Below are 16,824 nucleotides of genomic sequence, written 5' to 3' on the forward strand. Positions count from 1 at the left end.
TATATTGGGCGCTGCCAAAGCTGGAAACGTTTCGCGTTCTGAGGGTACCCTCACAAGCTGCTGAAGGGACGAAGGATGGAAGTGGGAGCAACGGCAGCTTTGAGCATTTACCACCACTTCAAGCTAACCGCAGAGAACGGTGGCAAGAAGCCCAGAAAGACCGATGCTGAACCCTGTTCGAGCGTCAGCTTTGGTTCTGGCTCTGGTCTTGTTGCGATGAGGTTTCTTCGAGACGCGTCTTGAGACGGCCTACAATGTTTTGCGCTGTCGCAATATCATCTGGCGACAGGCCTTCCGAGAGTTCATTCACCCAAGGGATTTGCCTCGCAATCGCGGCTTCGTACAACTCCTGCCCCTTTCCAGTCATAACGACCAAGTGCGCCCGCTTGTGGTGTGGGTTTGGCTGAAACTTGACGACACCCTCTTTATTCAACTCGTTGACGATCCGTTGAACGCCTTGCCGGTGAACACCCATCGTCCTTGCATGCCATGCGACGGATTCCGGCTGTTCAGCATAGGCAATGGCGCCAAGGATCTGCCACCGGGCACTTGTCAGACCGAGTTCTGATACGAGGCGGTCACCGGCAAGCTGCAATCGACCGTTCAACCGAAACACATCCAGTATCAGCGCTGTCACGGCTTCTCCTTCTTCGGTCCTTCGGTCATCCGACATGTCGATTCCTCGTTCTACTTGACAACATATTGTCATTTTGCTTGATGCTTCCTAAATATGACAACATGGCACCAAACTGAAATGACTTTCAAGGAGTACTGAAATGGTGAGTTTCAAACCCCTCGACCCTGAGTTTCCCATTGAACAACAATTGAGCATCGACGCTGGACCCGTCGTTCTCATCAACCTCTTCACAGTCGATCCCGTTGACCAAGACGCCTTGGTTGAAGCCTGGAAGAGCGATGCCCAATGGATGAAAAAGCAACCGGGTTACATCAGCACGCAACTGCATAAAGCTATTGGTGATGGCAGCATGTACCTGAACTACGCGGTCTGGGATTCCATTGCGGACTTCCGCGCCGCGTTTTCAAACCCCGAATTTCAGCAGCAGCTCAGCCACTATCCTTCAAGCGCTGTGACAGCACCCCACCTGTTCGAGAAGGTTGCGGTGCCAAATTGCTGCACGGCGTGACGATACCCTTTGAAAAAAGCCAATTTGAGGGAACCGCAATGAAAACAAAGATTCACGCCATCGCGGGCGGCATCGGCTTTGTGATGATCCTTCTCTTCTGGACATCAACGGTCACCAGCGAACTCTTTGCGAGCCATGAAACAGTCGCAGCTGTCAAAGCGTTGATCCTGAAGGGCATGTTCATTCTCATTCCGGCAATGGCCATTGCTGGCGGATCGGGCATGGCAATGGGCCGGAAACGCAAAGATGCGCTGACAAGAGCAAAGAAGACCCGTATGCCGATCATTGCGCTGAATGGGTTGCTGGTCCTCGTACCCGCCGCTTGGTTTCTGGCTGATAAGGCCGCCGCTGGCGATTTCGACAGCACATTTTATACGGTTCAGGCGATTGAACTAATCGCTGGCGCAGCCAACCTCACGATGATGGGACTGAACATTCGTGATGGTTTACGAATGACAGGTAAAATTCGGAGGCCTCGCTGAAGATGCAGTTCCAACCCAAGCATGGCCAAATTGCCGACATCCGAGCAAACGCAGCGAATTGGCGCTATGTCCGCAACTTCTCGACGTCTCATGATCTTGGATCCTTCAAAAACAGGCTGATCATCTTCGTTTTGTCTGATGAAGAGGTCATTAGCACAGGCTCGCCGCAAGGCTCTAAACTAAATACTGTATTTGTCGCATCTGACCTGCGCCGCAAAAGGATTGGAAGTAACTTGGTGGGAAAGCTTGAAAAGGTTGCTTTCGAACGAGGTTTGCGAGAACTCACAGTTTCGTCTTCCTCATCGCGATAAAACTCCACTCGTCATTAGGTTACATTGAGCAAGGCCAAAAGTTCTTTGGGGTTGAAGAGACAGCAGTAATGGTCAAGACAACTATCTCGCCATAAGTCGTAAGCCAGTATTGTCCTGTACGCCGAACAATGTGCGATTAGGAAAGCAAGGGCATAGATCTGCCCTTGCTGGATCGTCTGCTCAAAACGGGAACCGATGGTGCGAAGGAGGTGGGTGTTCAACCTCGGGCGGGAGGCCCACGTCTTTCCTCAGATATTCCGGCAGATCGGCTCTCCTGAGCAGAACGGGCTGATCTCCGCTGGGCCGCCGGGCGAAAACGGCCACTAGCTGCAGTAGGAGACTGCGCGACCGGCTGAGTGGGATGTAAAGTGATAAACTTGGCATTGTACTCTCCATAAATTGATGGAAAGCCGCCACGTGAGGAAAACATAAAAAAGGCCGCTCACGAGGCGGCCTTCAGATTGGAAACCTGTCAGACCGCTTTAATGGGCTACTGCGCCTGGCGCGCAAAGCATTGAGGTCTGACGATTCAGCATATCTATTCTCTCCTAAATCAGGGTTTCCAGTGCCTCTAACTATCAGAGTGATATCTCTGACTCAACAAACTAAACGGTTTTTGGTCGATTTTTACTCGACTGCGGTCTCTCGCGCACTCGCGGACCTTGCCTGCAGTGCCGCCCTCGTTGCCTCGATCTCAGCTCATCATGCTTGTGCAAGCTAGCCCTGAGTACAAATGAACCGATGCTACAATGGACACAAATGCCCGCTTACGGCCGTAAGTTGTGAACCGACCCGTTTCTTGCGCATCCACTTCAAGTTTCTCAAGACCCGCAAGATACGGGTCGCACGTTGCTCGCGTCATTCCCTAGTTGATTGGCATGCGACTACGGAAAGGCATAGCCATGGAACTGAGAGACAAAACCATCATCGTAACGGGGGCGAGCAGTGGAATAGGTGCTGCTGCCGCACTTCTGTTTGCCTCAGAAGGAGCAAATGTTGTGTTGGGTGCGCGCCGTGAACTCCGCTTGAACACAATTGCAGAGCAGATCGCACAGAACAATGGGCGTGCCATTTGCCTAGCGGGTGACGTGACTGACGAAGCCTACTCCAAAGAGCTTGTCGATCTTGCCGAACGTCAATTTGGCGGCCTTGATGGTGCATTTAACAACGCGGGCTTGATGGGTGAGATGGGGCCGGTCTCGGAGATGGCATCCGACAACTGGCAATCAGTTCTTGCGACAAACCTGACCAGCGCTTTTTTTGCAGCAAAAGCACAGCTGCCGGCGATTGAGCAGCGCGGCGGTGGGTCCATCGTGTTCACCGGAACTTTTGTTGGCTTCAGCAACGGGGGAATGCCTGGCATGGGGGCCTATGCCGCATCCAAGGCCGGGCTGATCGGGCTCACACAGTCTTTGGCATCTGATCACGCAGCGAACGGTGTTCGTGTTAACACTATTTTGCCGGGTGGCACAAAAACCGATATGGCCGGAGATGACCCCGCCACCCATAACTTTATTGCTGGTCTGCACCCTGTGAAACGCATGGCAGAGCCAGTGGAGATTGCGCAGGCTGCGTTGTTCTTGTTGTCAGACAGGTCAAAATTTGTGACCGGTTCACCACTAGCCGTGGATGGCGGCATGGCGACCCGACTGCTTTGAATAGTCGCCACAAAGTTTGCAGCGCATGGTCGTTAGGCGAGCTAACACATACGAAACCTGCCTCACAGAGAAGCTATTAATTAGGATGTTGAATTTGCAGACGCCAGGTGGACACGGAGCGACCGAACTTCAACGCCACTACTGGCGTCTACGCAAACTCTTGTTTTTATTTAAAAAGTGGTGAGCCGTGCAGGATTCGAACCTGCGACCCACTGATTAAAAGTCAGTTGCTCTACCAACTGAGCTAACGGCCCACTCTTTTGTTGGATCTTGTCGATCCGTGGCGCTCTCTAAGGCATTTTACCGATCAGGTTCAAGCCCTTATTTTGCGCCTCGTTTCGCCGGTGTTTAACTTGTTTCCGGCGTCCCGATAGGCGGCCTAATTAGGCAGGTGGCGCAGGGGGGTCAACCCCTTTTTTCAGGAATCTGCGTGACAGGGTGGATTCATTTTGTGACCATCGCTATATGCCCGCCATGCAACACTCACACGATACCGGTTTGCCCTTTATGAAGATGCACGGGCTCGGCAATGACTTTGTCATTGTCGATGCGCGCGCTCATTCTGCGGCCATTACTCCGGCTCTGGCCAAGGGAATCGGACATCGCCAGTTTGGTGTTGGTTTCGATCAGCTAGCCGTCATCGAAAGCGGCGAATCGGACGCGCGCCTGGTGTTCTATAATGCGGACGGCTCGACATCGGCGGCCTGCGGGAACGCCACCCGCTGTATTGCACGGTTTCTGATGGAGGAAACCGGGAAATCCGAACTTACGCTGACGACTGAACGCGGGACACTCTTCGCCCGCGATGCGGGAAACGGTCTGACATCCGTTAACATGGGGCAGCCTCAGCTGAACTGGCAGGAAATTCCGTTGTCCGAGGAGATGGATACATTGGAGCTGCCGATCGAAGGCGCACCGACCGCGACCGGTATGGGCAATCCGCATTGCACGTTTTTCGTTGAGAATGCCGAGGCAATACCGCTTGAGGAATTTGGCGCGCGATATGAGTACCACCCACTTTATCCCGAACGCACCAATGTTCAGGTCGCCCAGATCATCGGGACCGACCATATCCGGATGCGCGTCTGGGAACGGGGTGTCGGAATCACGCTCGCCTCAGGCTCTTCTTCCTGCGCAACTGCGGTTGCGGCGGCTCGGCGTAGCCTGACAGGGCGTAAGGTGCAGATAGAACTGGACGGTGGCACCATCTGGATTGACTGGCGCGACGACGGTGTCTGGATGACCGGGCCAACTCGCCATGTCTTCTCTGGCACTTTGACGCCAGAGTTTCTGGAGTCGCTGGGATGAGCGCACCAAAATTCACAACACTGGGCTGTCGGCTCAACGCCTATGAAACCGAGGCGATGAAAGAGCTGTCGCAGCAAGCCGGGTTGCAGGATGCGGTGATCATAAACACCTGTGCCGTGACCGCCGAAGCCGTGCGCAAAGCCCGGCAGGAGATTCGCAAGCTGCGGCGTGAAAACCCGGATGCGCGCCTGATCGTGACGGGCTGCGCTGCGCAGACCGAGCCTGAGACATTTGTACAGATGGATGAGGTCGATGCGGTCATCGGCAACACCGAGAAAATGCAGCCCGAAACCTGGAAAGGTATGGCCGCTGATTTCATAGGTGAGACCGAAGCGGTGCAGGTCGATGACATCATGTCGGTGACTGAAACAGCTGGCCATCTGATTGACGGTTTTGGGACCCGATCCCGCGCTTATGTACAGGTCCAGAATGGCTGTGACCATCGCTGTACCTTCTGCATCATTCCCTATGGCCGCGGCAACTCACGCAGCGTCCCAGCGGGCGTTGTGGTGGATCAGATCAAACGGTTGGTGGACAAAGGCTATAACGAGGTTGTTCTAACCGGCGTCGACCTGACATCCTGGGGTGCAGATCTGCCCGCGCAACCCAAGCTGGGCGATCTGGTCATGCGCATCCTGAAGCTGGTGCCTGACCTCCCACGCCTTCGGATCAGCTCGATCGATTCGATTGAGGTTGATGAGAACCTGATGCAGGCAATCGCGACTGAACCGCGCCTGATGCCGCATCTGCATCTGTCCCTGCAGCATGGTGACGACCTGATCCTGAAACGGATGAAACGCCGTCATCTGCGTGATGATGCAATCCGCTTTACGGAAGAGGCGCGCAGGTTGCGCCCTGAAATGACTTTTGGCGCAGACATCATCGCCGGTTTCCCGACCGAGACGGATGCCCATTTCGAAAACTCGCTAAAGCTGGTGACAGAGTGCGATCTGACCTGGTTGCATATCTTCCCGTATTCCAAACGCGAAGGCACACCCGCCGCACGCATTCCGCAACAAGTGAACGGAAACACGATCAAGGAACGCGCAGCCAGGCTTCGTCAGGCCGGTGAGAAGCAGGTTGTCCGCCACCTTGAGGCTCAGATTGGCAAGACCCATCAGATCCTCATGGAAAACGCGCATATGGGCCGGACAGAACAGTTTACCGAAGTGACGTTCGACCAAGCGCAAATCGAAGGTACGATTGTGAGCGGTGTGATTACCGGCAAATCTGCTTCGCAATTGCGGGCATAGCTACGCAGCCGCATCAGCAGGATCGGCCTCTGAACGCTAGATGGATCAGGCTGTGGTCCCTTTCGCATTCGCCATCCGGAAAACCACCCTGCGAATTTGGGTATCACCAAAGAAAACCCCCGCGACCATCCGGTGCGGGGGTTTTGCATTTGCGATCACTTAAGACCTTAGTCCTTACGGATCTTACCTTTGTGAGGTGCCCAAAGGCGCTTGTTCACAAGATAAAGCAATACCGACATAATCGTCAGGAAGATTACGCCAACGAAGCCTGCATTCTTGCGGTCCATCATCTTGGGCTCAGCCGCCCACATCAGGAACGCAGAAACATCTTCGGACATCGCTTCAACACTGGCCGGGTGACCATCGGCGAACTCGACCTGATCTTCAGCCAGCGGCGGGGCCATAGAGATCCAGCCACCGGGGAATGCGGTGTTTTCGTACAGGATCGTACCCGCTTCTTCCTTTTCCTTACCGGTATAGCCATCCAGCAGAGAGGCGATGTATTCCGCGCCACCCATGCCTTTGACCAGCTGGTTGATACCCAGACCATAAGGACCATGGAAACCGGCACGCGCCTTTGCCATCAGGCTCAGGTCAGGTGCGCCAACGGCGTCGTTGGCCGGGAAGTGGTCGGTCGGGATGGCCGGGCGGAAATCGTCCAGCTCGGGATCGAACACTTCGAAGTTGTCAGCCGAATAAGTGATGACCTGCTCTTCGGTGTACCCCAGATCCTCAAGGGTACGAAGAGGCACGTATCTCAAGCCGTGGCAGGCCGCGCAGACTTCGGTGTAAACCTGAAGGCCGCGCTGAAGCTGATGTTCATCATAGGTGCCGAACGGACCTTCGAACGAAAAGTCAAAGTCCTCGATGTGCTGCTCACCGCCACCTGCCGCAAAGGTCGAGGCGGGCGCAAGGGCCAGAGCAAACGCGGCACCGATTGCAAGTTTCTTGAACATGATTCCGGTCCCTCTTCTTACTCGGCCGGCGTGGCGTCGGCGTTAGCCTTGCCATAATGCGCGTTGAAGTCTTCTTCGATGGTTTCCGGCGGTACATCGGGTTTTTCGATGACACCCAAGATCGGAAGGATCACAAAGAAATAGGCGAACCAGTAGGCAGACGCGATCAGCGAGAAGGTCGCATAAGGCTCTTCTGCGGGCATCGCACCCAGCCACATCAGGGCAAAGAAGTCGACGATCAGCAGGTAGAACCACCATTTGAACATCGGACGATACTTGCCCGAACGCACGGTCGAAGTGTCCAGCCAGGGCGCCAGGGCCATCGCCAGGATCGCACCGAACATCGCGATCACACCAAAGAACTTGGCGTCGATGATGCCGCCGGTGATAAAGCTGGCGAACTGAACGACCCAGACCTCACCGGTGAAGGCCCGCAGGATCGCGTAGAACGGCAGGAAGTACCATTCAGGGACGATGTGTGCAGGTGTAACCAGCGGGTTGGCTTCGATGTAGTTGTCCGGGTGGCCCAGATAGTTCGGCATGTAGCCAACAATGGCCCAGAACACGACCAGAATGACGGCCAGCGCGAACAGATCCTTGATCACGAAGTAGGGCCAGAACGGCAGGGTGTCTTTCTCGGCCTCGGCCTTTGAACCGCGACGCACTTCAACACCTGTTGGGTTGTTGTTGCCGGTAGTGTGGAAGGCCCAGATGTGCACGATAACCAGCGCCGCAATGATAAAGGGCAGCAGGTAGTGCAGCGAGAAGAAGCGGTTCAGCGTAGCATTGTCCACTGCGGGTCCGCCCAGCAGCCAGGTCTGGATTGCGTCGCCAACAAATGGGATCGCGCCGAACAGGCCGGTGATCACGGTTGCGCCCCAGAAGGACATCTGACCCCAAGGCAGAACGTAACCCATGAACGCAGTACCCATCATCATCAGGTAGATGAGCATACCGATGATCCACGTGATCTCGCGCGGGGCTTTGTACGAGCCGTAGAACAGGCCGCGGAACATGTGAATGTAGACCGCAACAAAGAACAGCGACGCGCCGTTCATGTGCAGATAGCGGATCATATAGCCGCCATTCACGTTACGCATGATGTGCTCGACGCTGGCGAAGGCCAGGTCGACATGCGGGGTGTAGTGCATCACCAGAACAATGCCGGTAACGATTTGCAACGCTAGGCAGAATGCCAGAACGATGCCCCAGATCCACCACCAGTTCAGGTTCTTGGGGGTTGGGATCATGAGGGTGTCATAAAGCAGGCCGACGATCGGCAGACGGCTGTTCAGCCACTTCTCGCCTTTGGTCTTTGGCTCATAGTGGTCGTGGGGAATTCCTGACATTCTGGGTCTCCCTTAGCCGAGTTTGATTGTGCTGTTGTCCACCCATTCTGCGGGCGGGACAGGAAGGTTCTCGGGCGCGGGGCCCTTACGGATACGACCGGCAAGGTCATAGTGCGACCCGTGGCAGGGGCAGAACCAGCCACCAAAGTCGCCAGCGTCGCCCAGCGGCACACAGCCGAGGTGCGTACAAACGCCCATCTGAACGATCCATGCACCCGGCGCTTCGCCTTCGGGCGACGGCATCACGCGGTTGGCGTCCGTCGCAGGAGCATCAGGGTTCAGGTTGAAGTTACGGGCCAGCGGATCAGGCAGCGCGTCAACGCCTTCTGCATCCTGTTCCTGGGCTTCGGTGATCTCGGCACCTGTGCGGTGACGGATAAAGACCGGTTTACCCAGCCATTTCACGGTCAGCTGCGTTCCAGGCTCGACCCCGCTTACGTCAACGCGGATCGAGGACAGAGCCTGTACATCTGCCGAAGGATTCATCTGGTTGACCAGGGGCCAAACAACAGCCCCCGTTGCTACGACACCTGCGCCGCCAGCGACGTAGTAGAGGAAGTCTCTGCGGGTGCCTTCGTGGTCTTCTGCGTGGGACACGAGGTTTTCTCCGATTATCTGGCGCCCGCGTACGGGCATATAGCTCGCGCACCGCACGAATGCGGTGTCTTAAACGGGGTATCTATCGGGGAGAAATCGGTTCGTCCAGCGGTCATAGGCGCGCATTACGCCGCATCCGGGCTTTCATGTCACAACGAAGGCCAATTATTTCAAGATATGAAGCGGATTAAATCTGTTTCATCACTTAGAGCACCCGGCAACAAACTTGCTGATTCGGCGGAATCCACTTGCTCTGCGAGCGGTGGCTGAAGATCCGACCAACATTCAGACGCCGTTTCGAACGGGTGGATTGGATAGCAATCAGAAACGAAATTGCGCAACCATAGCGGTATTGTGTTTAGTTTAAATTATTAATTTAAAATAGATATTTCCAGATCCGCTCCGAGAGGCAAATTTCTATTGCACCCCAAACGAGAATGTCCGAAAGGCCAAATCGCGCGAACTCCTTACAGGAGATAACTCATGTCAAAGGTCACTGTGACCACGGTGTTGTTAACGATTGCGATTTCAACTCAGGCCTCGGCTGCCGGTGATCCGGAAAAAGGTGAAAAACTCTACAATAGATGCTCATCCTGCCACGCGATCATCAAGGATGGCGAAGTTCTGGTCAAAGGCGGCATCACCGGACCGAATCTCTATGGGGTGGTCGGGCGCGTTGCCGGGTCCGAAAACGATTATCGCTATGGTAGCGAGCGTTTGCCCATCGGTATGTTCACCGATGATATGATCCGTGCGGGTGATGAAGGTCTGGTCTGGACCGAAGAAAACATCGCGGCTTACTCCGAAAACCCAATCGTTTTCATTCAGGAGTATCTGGATGACGAATCAGCCCGCCCCAATATGAGCGTTAAGCTGAAGAAAGGGGCCGACGATGTCGCGGCCTATCTCGCCACCTTCAGCGATCAGTAAAAAGTTCCCGATTCCGGCGCTGGTCACGTCGTCCGCATCAACGCGGCCAGCCGTCCGGTTTCAACACCAAAGCCCGCAGCCTCAACCTGATCAGCAGCGCCCAGTCGAGCGCCATCTGTCTTGTTTTGGTTCAGTTTCCAAGTGCCTTGAACATCTTCGACCTGCATGCGGCACGGCACGATCATCCGCATCATCCGCTCCAATGCGCCCTCGGACATTTTACCTGTGACCCAAGGCGGTTTTGACAACAGGCGTGTTTCATAAAATTCTGACTGGCGGTCCAGAAGATCAGGCAGTGTGTCCTGTGGCATCAGCTTAAGTTGGCCGGTCAAATGCACCGCGACATAATTCCAGGTCGGCACCTGATCTTCGACTGCATACCAATCCGGAGAAATGTAGCCATCTGGCCCGGAAACTGCGATCCGCACAGTCTGAGGCTGCTTCAATAACCGAACAATGGGATTTGAACGTACAAGATGAAGCTCTGCCACTTGCCCATCTTCATCCAGAAGGAATGGGACATGGCTTAGCAACGGCGCATCCTGCGTCGACAAGGCAAGAATACCAAACGCGCGATCCCGGGCGAAGGTAACATGGCGCGCGCGATCTTCGGCGCGAAAGGCTGGGTTGGGGTGCATACCTGTCCTCCTGCCAACAGCACTTGCAGAACCGGGCAGTCCTTGGCAAGCTCTGCGATGTTCTCAGGGCGGGGCGAAATTCCCCACCGGCGGTATGCGGGCTGCGACCCGTAAGCCCGCGAGCGGCCCCGGTTAACGGGGTGTCAGCAGATCTGGTGAAAAGCCAGAGCCGACGGTTACAGTCCGGATGAAAGAGAACGTGCAGCACGTCGGCCTTGCCGCGTGCCTGCCCGTGATCGCCTTGGGTGACGTGTCTGTTGCGAAAGGAGATCATGATGACACACACCCGCTATGCTTTTGTGAAAGCCAACTGGCATTCCGATATCGTTGATCAGGCCCTCGAAGGGTTTCTGGAACTCATCCCCGCCGATCAGGTCGACGTTTTCGACGTCCCCGGCGCGTTTGAGATGCCGCTGCTGGCCCGCGATCTGGCCCAGACCGGCCGCTATGCCGCGGTCGCCTGCGCGGCGTTTGTCGTGGATGGCGGTATTTACCGGCACGATTTCGTGGCTCAGGCCGTTGTCGATGGGTTGATGCGCGCTGGCATGGATACAGGCGTACCGGTCCTGTCCGTTTCCCTGACGCCGCACCAATATCAGCAGACCGATCACCACAACGCCATCTACCGCGCGCATTTTGTTGAGAAAGGCCGCGAAGCCGCACAAGCTGCGCTGAAAATCAACGCGACACGCGCACAACTGGCCACCGCTGCGTAAGCTCATTGGGTTGGGGCAAACATGCCCCCACCGCAAATCCGCTTGAGGCCAAGGGCCTTGCCCGCTAATCACGACGCTCAAAGGAGCATGCCCATGTCGATGAACAGTTTTGGCCACCTCTTCCGTGTTACCACCTGGGGTGAAAGCCACGGGCCCGCTTTGGGTGCGACCGTCGATGGCTGCCCTCCGGGCGTTGCGATCGATGAGGGCATGATTCAGCACTGGCTGGACAAGCGCAAACCGGGTCAGAACAAATTCACCACCCAGCGGCGCGAACCCGATCAGGTGAAAATCCTGTCCGGCGTGTTCGAAGGTCAGACCACGGGTACGCCGGTGCAGCTGATGATCGAAAACACCGATCAGCGCTCAAAAGACTACGGCGATATCATGGACAAGTTCCGTCCGGGTCACGCCGACATCACCTATTGGCAGAAGTACGGCATCCGCGACTATCGCGGCGGCGGGCGCAGTTCGGCGCGTGAAACCGCATCTCGCGTTGCGGCAGGCAGTCTGGCGCGCGAGGCGATCAAACAGATCGCTCCCAACGTTCAGATCACCGGCTATATGACTCAGATTGGGCCGCATAAGATCGACCGGGACAATTTCGACTGGTCCCAAATCGAACAGAACCCGTTCTGGACCCCGGATGCGCAAGCAGCTGAGGACTGGGCAGCTTACCTGGACGACCTGCGCAAATCCGGCAATTCGGTTGGGGCGATTGTTGAGGTTGTGGCACGCGGCGTACCTGCTGGGATCGGTGCGCCGGTTTATGCCAAGTTAGACACTGATCTGGCCGCTGCGATGATGTCGATCAACGCGGTGAAAGGCGTTGAGATCGGTGAAGGTATGGCCGCCGCCGAGCTGACGGGTGAGGCCAACGCGGATGAGATTTTCATGGGGCAGAACGGCCCCCAATACAGCTCGAACCACTCGGGCGGTATTCTTGGTGGCATCTCGACTGGTCAGGACCTCGTCGTGCGGTTCGCAGTCAAGCCAACATCGTCGATCCTGACGACTCGTAAGACCATCACCAAATCCGGTGAAGAGACCGAGATCATCACCAAGGGCCGCCACGACCCGTGCGTTGGCATCCGCGCCGTGCCTGTGGGTGAGGCAATGATGGCCTGCGTAATCCTGGACCACCTGCTGTTGCATCGCGGCCAAATCGGCGAGAACCGTGGCCGGATTGGCTGAACTTCGCGACCGCCTGCGCGACATCGTACAGACCCGCATGGCAACAGATCCAGCCCATGATCTGGCCCATCTGGACCGGGTCTGGGTAAATGTGCAGGCCATTGCGAATGACCAGAACGATATGCGCGTGCTACTTGCTGCGAGTTACCTTCACGATCTGGTCAATCTGGCAAAAGACGATCCGAACCGCCATCTGGCCTCACGGCGATCCGCCGAGGAATCAGAGTCTATTCTTAAGAATCTGGGCTTTGGCGTAAGCGAAGTTCAGAACACTCAACATGCAATTGTTGCCCACAGCTACTCTGCAGGGGTTCCTCCGGAAACGGACGAAGCATGCATCCTGCGTGACGCTGACCGTCTGGATGCTCTGGGTGCCATCGGTATAGCCCGTACTTTTTCAGTTGCTGGTGCATTGGACCGCCCGCTTTATGATCCTTTTGATCCTTTCGCAGAACAGCGACCCCTGAACGATCTGCAATTCTCTATTGATCACTGGAAGGTCAAACTCCTGAAGTTGCCGGACGATATGCTAACGGAAGCAGGCAAAGAAATTGCACGTACCAGAACCGCGCGCATGATCCGGTTTCTCGAAGACTTTGCGGATGAGATTGACAGCACGCTGCCACGAAGCTGGGTGAATCGATAATCCCGACCAGCAGACATTGATCTTTGCCAAACAAAGGCGCAGGGTCGCGCCGATGGCAAAATCCTTAACATCGCATCGACCTGTTCTTGCCGTGACGCTGAAGCTCAGCGCCCTGTTCTTGTTCACGGCTATGTCGGCGCTGGTCAAAGCCCTGTCAGAAGACTTTCCGCCAGGCGAACTGGTGTTCTTTCGCTCACTTTTTGCCATCCCGGTCATCATTATCTGGCTGATATCACGCGGAGAATTGGCGCAGGGTTTTGTCGTGAAGAAACCAATGGGCCACTTCTGGCGCGGAGTGCTTGGTACGATGGCCATGGGCCTGACCTTTACGGGGCTTAGCCTGCTGCCGCTGCCCGAAGTCACGGCAATTGGCTACGCCACTCCGATCTTCACTCTGATTCTTGCCGCAGTCATGCTGGGTGAGCGCATCCGAATGATACGTATCGGCGCGGTCGCCATCGGGCTGCTGGGTGTCTTGATCATGATCTGGCCTCGCCTCGGCAGTAGCGAACTGGAAGTGGCGGCCACCATCGGAGCTCTGTGCGTTCTTGGTGCAACCATCGCCCGTGCCTTTGTTCAGATTCACATTCGGCAACTGGTTCAGGTCGATCATCCTGCGGCGATCGTATTCTATTTCTCGATGACCGCGACCCTGCTGTCCGGGCTGACCGTTTTCTGGGGCTGGACCATGCCCACGTGGGAACAGGCCGCTATCCTGATTGCGATGGGTCTGACAGGTGGCGTTGCCCAGATACTTGTCACCTCGTCTTACAGGTTCGGGCAGGCCTCGATGCTGGCGCCATATGACTATACCAGCATGCTGTTTGCCATAATCATAGGATATCTCTGGTTTGACGAACTACCGACACTTGCCATCCTGATAGGTGCAGCGCTCGTCATTGCTGGCAATGTGGTGGTGATCTGGCGCGAACATCAGCTTGGGTTGGAGCGTGGCAAAGCCCGATCGGTGACAGACCCGAAAGCGTGACTTTACCTTTTCCCAACTTTCCCTAGTTTGGGCCGGAGATTTGACGAGGTATCCCTATGAGCGACGCACAGGATCACAAAGAAAAGATGCAGGAGGTGCAGGCCAAGCACCGCAAGAAAGTGTCCGAGGCGGTCGACCCCGGGCGCGGTCTGGTTCTGATCAATACCGGCAAGGGCAAAGGCAAATCCTCTGCCGCTTTTGGTGTCGTAATCCGCGCGCTGGGGTGGGGCCAAAAAGTTGCCGTGGTGCAATTCATCAAAGGCAAGTGGAAAACAGGTGAACGCCGTTTCTTTGAAGAGCGGGATCTGGTGACCTGGCACACGATGGGTGAGGGCTTTACCTGGGATACCCAAGATCGCGAACGCGACATAGCCGCAGCAACCGCTGCCTTCGACAAAGCATGTGCGCTGATGGCAAGTGGAGACTATGATCTGGTCGTGCTGGACGAAATCAACATTGCGTTGCGCTATGAGTATCTTTCGGTCGAGACCGTTATCGAAGGTCTCAAAGCCCGGTCAGACAAAACCAGCGTTTTCCTGACAGGCCGTGATGCACCCCAGGAACTGCGGGAATATGCGGATCTGGTGACCGAAATGACCGAAGAAAAGCACCCGTTTCAGGCTGGCATCAAAGCGCAGCGCGGTGTGGACTTTTGATATTCTAAGCCCCGCTCGAGCCTATGGTTTCGGGCGGGGATCGCTGTTTTCGTACAGCCTGCGAACGGATTGGCGTGGTTCTTCGCGATCTTCGGGATGCGGATCACAGCAACCCTCAGGATTTTCACAACACTTTTGATCCAGATAAGCGGCAATATCGTCGTCCAGTGAACAACCGCCAATCGCGGATGTGCCCTGCAAAGAGACCAACTTGTCGATCGGATCACGCATATTGCCACCCCTTGGTTCGTTTCCGAGACGGTGGCGCGCCCTCACAATGGAATTCGCTAAGCGCGCAAACCGCCTCGAAACTTAAGGCTTGATCATCTCGTATCTGGCGTTGCGCTATATCTGATTAATTTAGTCAGATTTATCAAGCCCTGAATCGAAAATTTTTGATCCAACCACCTGCGCGCTCTTTCTCGCTGTTTCGAAAAATTAGACTCAGGTGATGGCCATTCCCACGTCCTGAGCCGACGGTACTTAATACCAGCGGCTCAGATTTGTGAGCGTAGCGCTCAGATGCGGTGACAGAGGCGGACGCTCTGTCAGGCGGTTACGCCCTGTTCTGGTGCGCTGAGTGAGATGACAGCAACGACGGCAGCGCCGTTCAGCCAGTAGTAGATCGCATCCAGTCCCGAGAAGCCAAACAGGCTAGGCGCAAACAAAAAGGTGATACCCACAATCAGATCGACCGCGAGATGGAATTTGTAAGGCAGAACCCGCCAGATCCCCAGATGATGATCGGTCAAAACGGTCAGAACAAAAGCCGCGGCACCGGTAACTACAGACAACCAAAACGCCATTGGGTTCGACTGCCCCAGTCCCAGGACAAAAGGCAGGACCATCAACGCAATGGCCACCGGATAGTCCAGATATGCGTGGACCGAACGGGTAACGAAACGAAGAGACATCTGAATTTCCTTTCCTTGATGAGATATGACCAAAGAATAGGAAGCGCGGGTCGGACGGTGCAGCCCAGATCGTCTCAGAAACATTGCCGATCGTTCAGAAGTATAGGATTATCAGTGCATCGCCCTGTAAGCTGCCGGGGACAGGCCAACCTGCTTTTTGAACACCCGAGAGAACGCGGCCTCCGAGGCATATCCGACTTCGGCCGCAGCATCTGCCACGTTCCAGCGGCTTTCCGTCAATCCATGACAGGCGATCTGCATGCGCCAATCCGTCAGGTACTGCATTGGCGTCGTGTGCATCTTTTCCGCAAACAGTTGCGCAAAAGCGGTGCGTGACATGCCTGCCTCTTTCGCCAAGAGGGCGACGCTCCATTCCTGAGCAGGGGATTGGTGAAAAGCTGTCAGAGCGCGGGAAATGCGCTGATCGGCGAAACCTGCCAAAGCTGCATCACTTGTGCTTTGACGTTCAAGATATGCACGGATGGCCTGCGCGAACAGAACTTCTGACAATTTCAGCGCAATCAGATCGCCCCCGATCCGCGCTCCGGCCACTTCGGAACCGATCATGCGCAAAGTAGCCTCGACCCAGGCACCCGCGTCCTCACCGTAGTTTTCGATCAGAATATATGGCGGCAACCGGTCTATCAGCATATGGCCGGTTCCACGGCGACCGGCGGGTCCGGTGAATGAGAAATGCCCGCAGATCAGCTGCGTATCCCTGTCCTCATCCGCGCCACCATACACAAGAACACCGTCGCCCTTGTAACCCGAAGCCTCCAGAACCTGTTCCAACGGCAGCGCGTCCATCGGCTTGACCTCGTTGCACAGCAGTGCGTGCGCCGCACCATGAGGGATCAGGATCAGATCACCTTGCCGCAGACGAATGGTTTCGCTGGTGGAAGAAACGTACACCTTCAGCTCACCCCGCTGAACAAAATGGAATCGTGCCACGTTTTCAAAGCTCGGCACCTGAATCCCGAAAGGCGGAGTGAAAGACGTGCGAAAGTAGAATGTTCCCCGCAAAGACAAACGGGTGAGAATATCGCTGAGCAAATCCAACATGGCCCGAACCTATCTCAATTG

20 protein-coding genes, 1 tRNA gene and 1 riboswitch are annotated in these 16,824 nt (G+C 55.6%); of the genes, 12 read left to right on the plus strand and 9 right to left on the minus strand.

Translation table 11 applies throughout. The features are described from left to right. Positions 1 to 184: 184 nt before the first annotated feature. Entirely contained in the window at positions 185 to 673 is a 489-nt protein-coding gene (locus ACR0IO_RS18420) for a MarR family winged helix-turn-helix transcriptional regulator (protein ID WP_480743466.1), read from the minus strand. A gap of 103 nt (positions 674 to 776) precedes the next feature. Between ACR0IO_RS18420 and ACR0IO_RS18425 the strand changes: the two genes are divergently transcribed. The 4 genes from ACR0IO_RS18425 (at position 777) to ACR0IO_RS18440 (ending at position 3,596) form a co-directional block, all read left to right on the plus strand. Then, entirely contained in the window at positions 777 to 1,145 is a 369-nt protein-coding gene (locus ACR0IO_RS18425; protein WP_480743468.1) for an antibiotic biosynthesis monooxygenase family protein, read from the plus strand. 38 nt (positions 1,146 to 1,183) lie between these two features. Continuing rightward, entirely contained in the window at positions 1,184 to 1,627 is a 444-nt protein-coding gene (locus tag ACR0IO_RS18430; protein WP_480743470.1) for a hypothetical protein, read from the plus strand. 2 nt (positions 1,628 to 1,629) lie between these two features. Then, on the plus strand, positions 1,630 to 1,938 hold the full coding sequence (locus ACR0IO_RS18435; RefSeq protein WP_480743473.1) for a GNAT family N-acetyltransferase: 309 nt from the start codon (positions 1,630 to 1,632) through the stop codon (positions 1,936 to 1,938). 902 nt (positions 1,939 to 2,840) lie between these two features. Continuing rightward, positions 2,841 to 3,596, plus strand: a complete 756-nt coding sequence (locus ACR0IO_RS18440; protein ID WP_480743475.1) for an SDR family oxidoreductase — start codon at positions 2,841 to 2,843, stop codon at positions 3,594 to 3,596. A 178-nt stretch (positions 3,597 to 3,774) separates the two neighbouring features. Here the strand turns inward: ACR0IO_RS18440 and ACR0IO_RS18445 are convergent. Next, a tRNA-Lys gene (locus ACR0IO_RS18445) sits at positions 3,775 to 3,850 on the minus strand. A gap of 211 nt (positions 3,851 to 4,061) precedes the next feature. Between ACR0IO_RS18445 and dapF the strand changes: the two genes are divergently transcribed. Then, on the plus strand, positions 4,062 to 4,904 hold the full coding sequence (gene dapF / locus ACR0IO_RS18450; RefSeq protein WP_480743478.1) for a diaminopimelate epimerase: 843 nt from the start codon (positions 4,062 to 4,064) through the stop codon (positions 4,902 to 4,904). Next, positions 4,901 to 6,157, plus strand: coding sequence for a tRNA (N(6)-L-threonylcarbamoyladenosine(37)-C(2))-methylthiotransferase MtaB (gene mtaB / locus ACR0IO_RS18455; RefSeq protein WP_480743480.1), 1,257 nt, complete (start codon positions 4,901 to 4,903; stop codon positions 6,155 to 6,157). The genes dapF and mtaB overlap by 4 nt, the downstream gene beginning before the upstream one ends. 167 nt (positions 6,158 to 6,324) lie before the next feature. Here the strand turns inward: mtaB and ACR0IO_RS18460 are convergent, their stop codons facing one another. From ACR0IO_RS18460 to petA, 3 genes are read right to left on the minus strand one after another with little or no spacing between them, the layout of a single operon-like run. Beyond that, complete coding sequence (locus ACR0IO_RS18460; protein WP_155146833.1) at positions 6,325 to 7,113, minus strand: cytochrome c1; 789 nt, start codon at positions 7,111 to 7,113, stop codon at positions 6,325 to 6,327. 17 nt (positions 7,114 to 7,130) lie between these two features. Next, positions 7,131 to 8,462 carry a cytochrome b gene (petB, locus tag ACR0IO_RS18465; RefSeq protein WP_480743484.1) on the minus strand — a complete coding sequence of 444 codons (1,332 nt, stop codon included), beginning with the start codon at positions 8,460 to 8,462 and terminating at the stop codon, positions 7,131 to 7,133. Between the two features lie 12 nt (positions 8,463 to 8,474). Beyond that, entirely contained in the window at positions 8,475 to 9,059 is a 585-nt protein-coding gene (gene petA / locus ACR0IO_RS18470; RefSeq protein WP_170336531.1) for a ubiquinol-cytochrome c reductase iron-sulfur subunit, read from the minus strand. 483 nt (positions 9,060 to 9,542) lie between these two features. On the opposite strand from petA, the gene ACR0IO_RS18475 reads away from it, so the two are divergent. Next, a complete protein-coding gene (locus tag ACR0IO_RS18475) occupies positions 9,543 to 9,989 on the plus strand; it encodes a c-type cytochrome (RefSeq protein ID WP_155146838.1) in 447 nt (148 codons plus the stop codon). A 23-nt stretch (positions 9,990 to 10,012) separates the two neighbouring features. On the opposite strand, the gene ACR0IO_RS18480 is transcribed toward ACR0IO_RS18475, so the two are convergent. Further along, complete coding sequence (locus ACR0IO_RS18480; RefSeq protein WP_480743488.1) at positions 10,013 to 10,627, minus strand: FMN-binding negative transcriptional regulator; 615 nt, start codon at positions 10,625 to 10,627, stop codon at positions 10,013 to 10,015. Between the two features lie 55 nt (positions 10,628 to 10,682). Beyond that, positions 10,683 to 10,830: riboswitch (FMN riboswitch) on the plus strand. Positions 10,831 to 10,902: 72 nt separating this feature from the next. On the opposite strand from ACR0IO_RS18480, the gene ACR0IO_RS18485 reads away from it, so the two are divergent. The 5 genes from ACR0IO_RS18485 to cobO all read left to right on the plus strand — a co-directional run bounded on the left by ACR0IO_RS18485 (position 10,903) and on the right by cobO (position 14,827). Further along, positions 10,903 to 11,343, plus strand: a complete 441-nt coding sequence (locus ACR0IO_RS18485; RefSeq protein WP_480743491.1) for a 6,7-dimethyl-8-ribityllumazine synthase — start codon at positions 10,903 to 10,905, stop codon at positions 11,341 to 11,343. 93 nt (positions 11,344 to 11,436) lie between these two features. Further along, entirely contained in the window at positions 11,437 to 12,537 is a 1,101-nt protein-coding gene (gene aroC / locus ACR0IO_RS18490) for a chorismate synthase (protein WP_480743494.1), read from the plus strand. Continuing rightward, positions 12,521 to 13,183, plus strand: a complete 663-nt coding sequence (locus tag ACR0IO_RS18495; protein WP_480743497.1) for an HD domain-containing protein — start codon at positions 12,521 to 12,523, stop codon at positions 13,181 to 13,183. Before aroC ends, ACR0IO_RS18495 begins: the two co-directional genes overlap by 17 nt. Positions 13,184 to 13,235: 52 nt before the next feature. Then, the gene (locus ACR0IO_RS18500) at positions 13,236 to 14,171 is read left to right on the plus strand and encodes a DMT family transporter (protein ID WP_155146844.1); all 936 of its coding nucleotides are present in this window, start codon (positions 13,236 to 13,238) and stop codon (positions 14,169 to 14,171) included. 56 nt (positions 14,172 to 14,227) lie between these two features. After that, complete coding sequence (gene cobO, locus ACR0IO_RS18505; RefSeq protein WP_155146846.1) at positions 14,228 to 14,827, plus strand: cob(I)yrinic acid a,c-diamide adenosyltransferase; 600 nt, start codon at positions 14,228 to 14,230, stop codon at positions 14,825 to 14,827. Positions 14,828 to 14,848: 21 nt separating this feature from the next. Here cobO and ACR0IO_RS18510 read toward each other — a convergent pair whose 3' ends face one another. The 3 genes from ACR0IO_RS18510 to ACR0IO_RS18520 form a co-directional block, all read right to left on the minus strand. Further along, a complete protein-coding gene (locus ACR0IO_RS18510; RefSeq protein ID WP_480743501.1) occupies positions 14,849 to 15,058 on the minus strand; it encodes a hypothetical protein in 210 nt (69 codons plus the stop codon). Positions 15,059 to 15,375: 317 nt separating this feature from the next. Beyond that, on the minus strand, positions 15,376 to 15,741 hold the full coding sequence (locus ACR0IO_RS18515) for an SPW repeat domain-containing protein (protein ID WP_170336520.1): 366 nt from the start codon (positions 15,739 to 15,741) through the stop codon (positions 15,376 to 15,378). Between the two features lie 111 nt (positions 15,742 to 15,852). Continuing rightward, positions 15,853 to 16,803 carry an AraC family transcriptional regulator gene (locus ACR0IO_RS18520; protein ID WP_480743504.1) on the minus strand — a complete coding sequence of 317 codons (951 nt, stop codon included), beginning with the start codon at positions 16,801 to 16,803 and terminating at the stop codon, positions 15,853 to 15,855. Positions 16,804 to 16,824: the final 21 nt, after the last annotated feature.

This window comes from Ruegeria sp. CE12 (assembly GCF_056537525.1).

Excerpts from the sequence above, each read along its gene's own strand:
- ACR0IO_RS18420 (WP_480743466.1), bottom strand. The coding sequence starts at position 673 with ATGTCGGATGACCGAAGGACCGAAGAAGGAGAAGCCGTGACAGCGCTG.
- ACR0IO_RS18425 (WP_480743468.1), top strand. The coding sequence starts at position 777 with ATGGTGAGTTTCAAACCCCTCGACCCTGAGTTTCCCATTGAACAACAA.
- ACR0IO_RS18430 (WP_480743470.1), top strand. The coding sequence starts at position 1,184 with ATGAAAACAAAGATTCACGCCATCGCGGGCGGCATCGGCTTTGTGATG.
- ACR0IO_RS18435 (WP_480743473.1), top strand. The coding sequence starts at position 1,630 with ATGCAGTTCCAACCCAAGCATGGCCAAATTGCCGACATCCGAGCAAAC.
- ACR0IO_RS18440 (WP_480743475.1), top strand. The coding sequence starts at position 2,841 with ATGGAACTGAGAGACAAAACCATCATCGTAACGGGGGCGAGCAGTGGA.
- dapF (WP_480743478.1), top strand. The coding sequence starts at position 4,062 with ATGCCCGCCATGCAACACTCACACGATACCGGTTTGCCCTTTATGAAG.
- mtaB (WP_480743480.1), top strand. The coding sequence starts at position 4,901 with ATGAGCGCACCAAAATTCACAACACTGGGCTGTCGGCTCAACGCCTAT.
- ACR0IO_RS18460 (WP_155146833.1), bottom strand. The coding sequence starts at position 7,113 with ATGTTCAAGAAACTTGCAATCGGTGCCGCGTTTGCTCTGGCCCTTGCG.
- petB (WP_480743484.1), bottom strand. The coding sequence starts at position 8,462 with ATGTCAGGAATTCCCCACGACCACTATGAGCCAAAGACCAAAGGCGAG.
- ACR0IO_RS18475 (WP_155146838.1), top strand. The coding sequence starts at position 9,543 with ATGTCAAAGGTCACTGTGACCACGGTGTTGTTAACGATTGCGATTTCA.
- ACR0IO_RS18480 (WP_480743488.1), bottom strand. The coding sequence starts at position 10,627 with ATGCACCCCAACCCAGCCTTTCGCGCCGAAGATCGCGCGCGCCATGTT.
- ACR0IO_RS18485 (WP_480743491.1), top strand. The coding sequence starts at position 10,903 with ATGACACACACCCGCTATGCTTTTGTGAAAGCCAACTGGCATTCCGAT.
- aroC (WP_480743494.1), top strand. The coding sequence starts at position 11,437 with ATGTCGATGAACAGTTTTGGCCACCTCTTCCGTGTTACCACCTGGGGT.
- ACR0IO_RS18500 (WP_155146844.1), top strand. The coding sequence starts at position 13,236 with ATGGCAAAATCCTTAACATCGCATCGACCTGTTCTTGCCGTGACGCTG.
- cobO (WP_155146846.1), top strand. The coding sequence starts at position 14,228 with ATGAGCGACGCACAGGATCACAAAGAAAAGATGCAGGAGGTGCAGGCC.
- ACR0IO_RS18510 (WP_480743501.1), bottom strand. The coding sequence starts at position 15,058 with ATGCGTGATCCGATCGACAAGTTGGTCTCTTTGCAGGGCACATCCGCG.
- ACR0IO_RS18515 (WP_170336520.1), bottom strand. The coding sequence starts at position 15,741 with ATGTCTCTTCGTTTCGTTACCCGTTCGGTCCACGCATATCTGGACTAT.
- ACR0IO_RS18520 (WP_480743504.1), bottom strand. The coding sequence starts at position 16,803 with ATGTTGGATTTGCTCAGCGATATTCTCACCCGTTTGTCTTTGCGGGGA.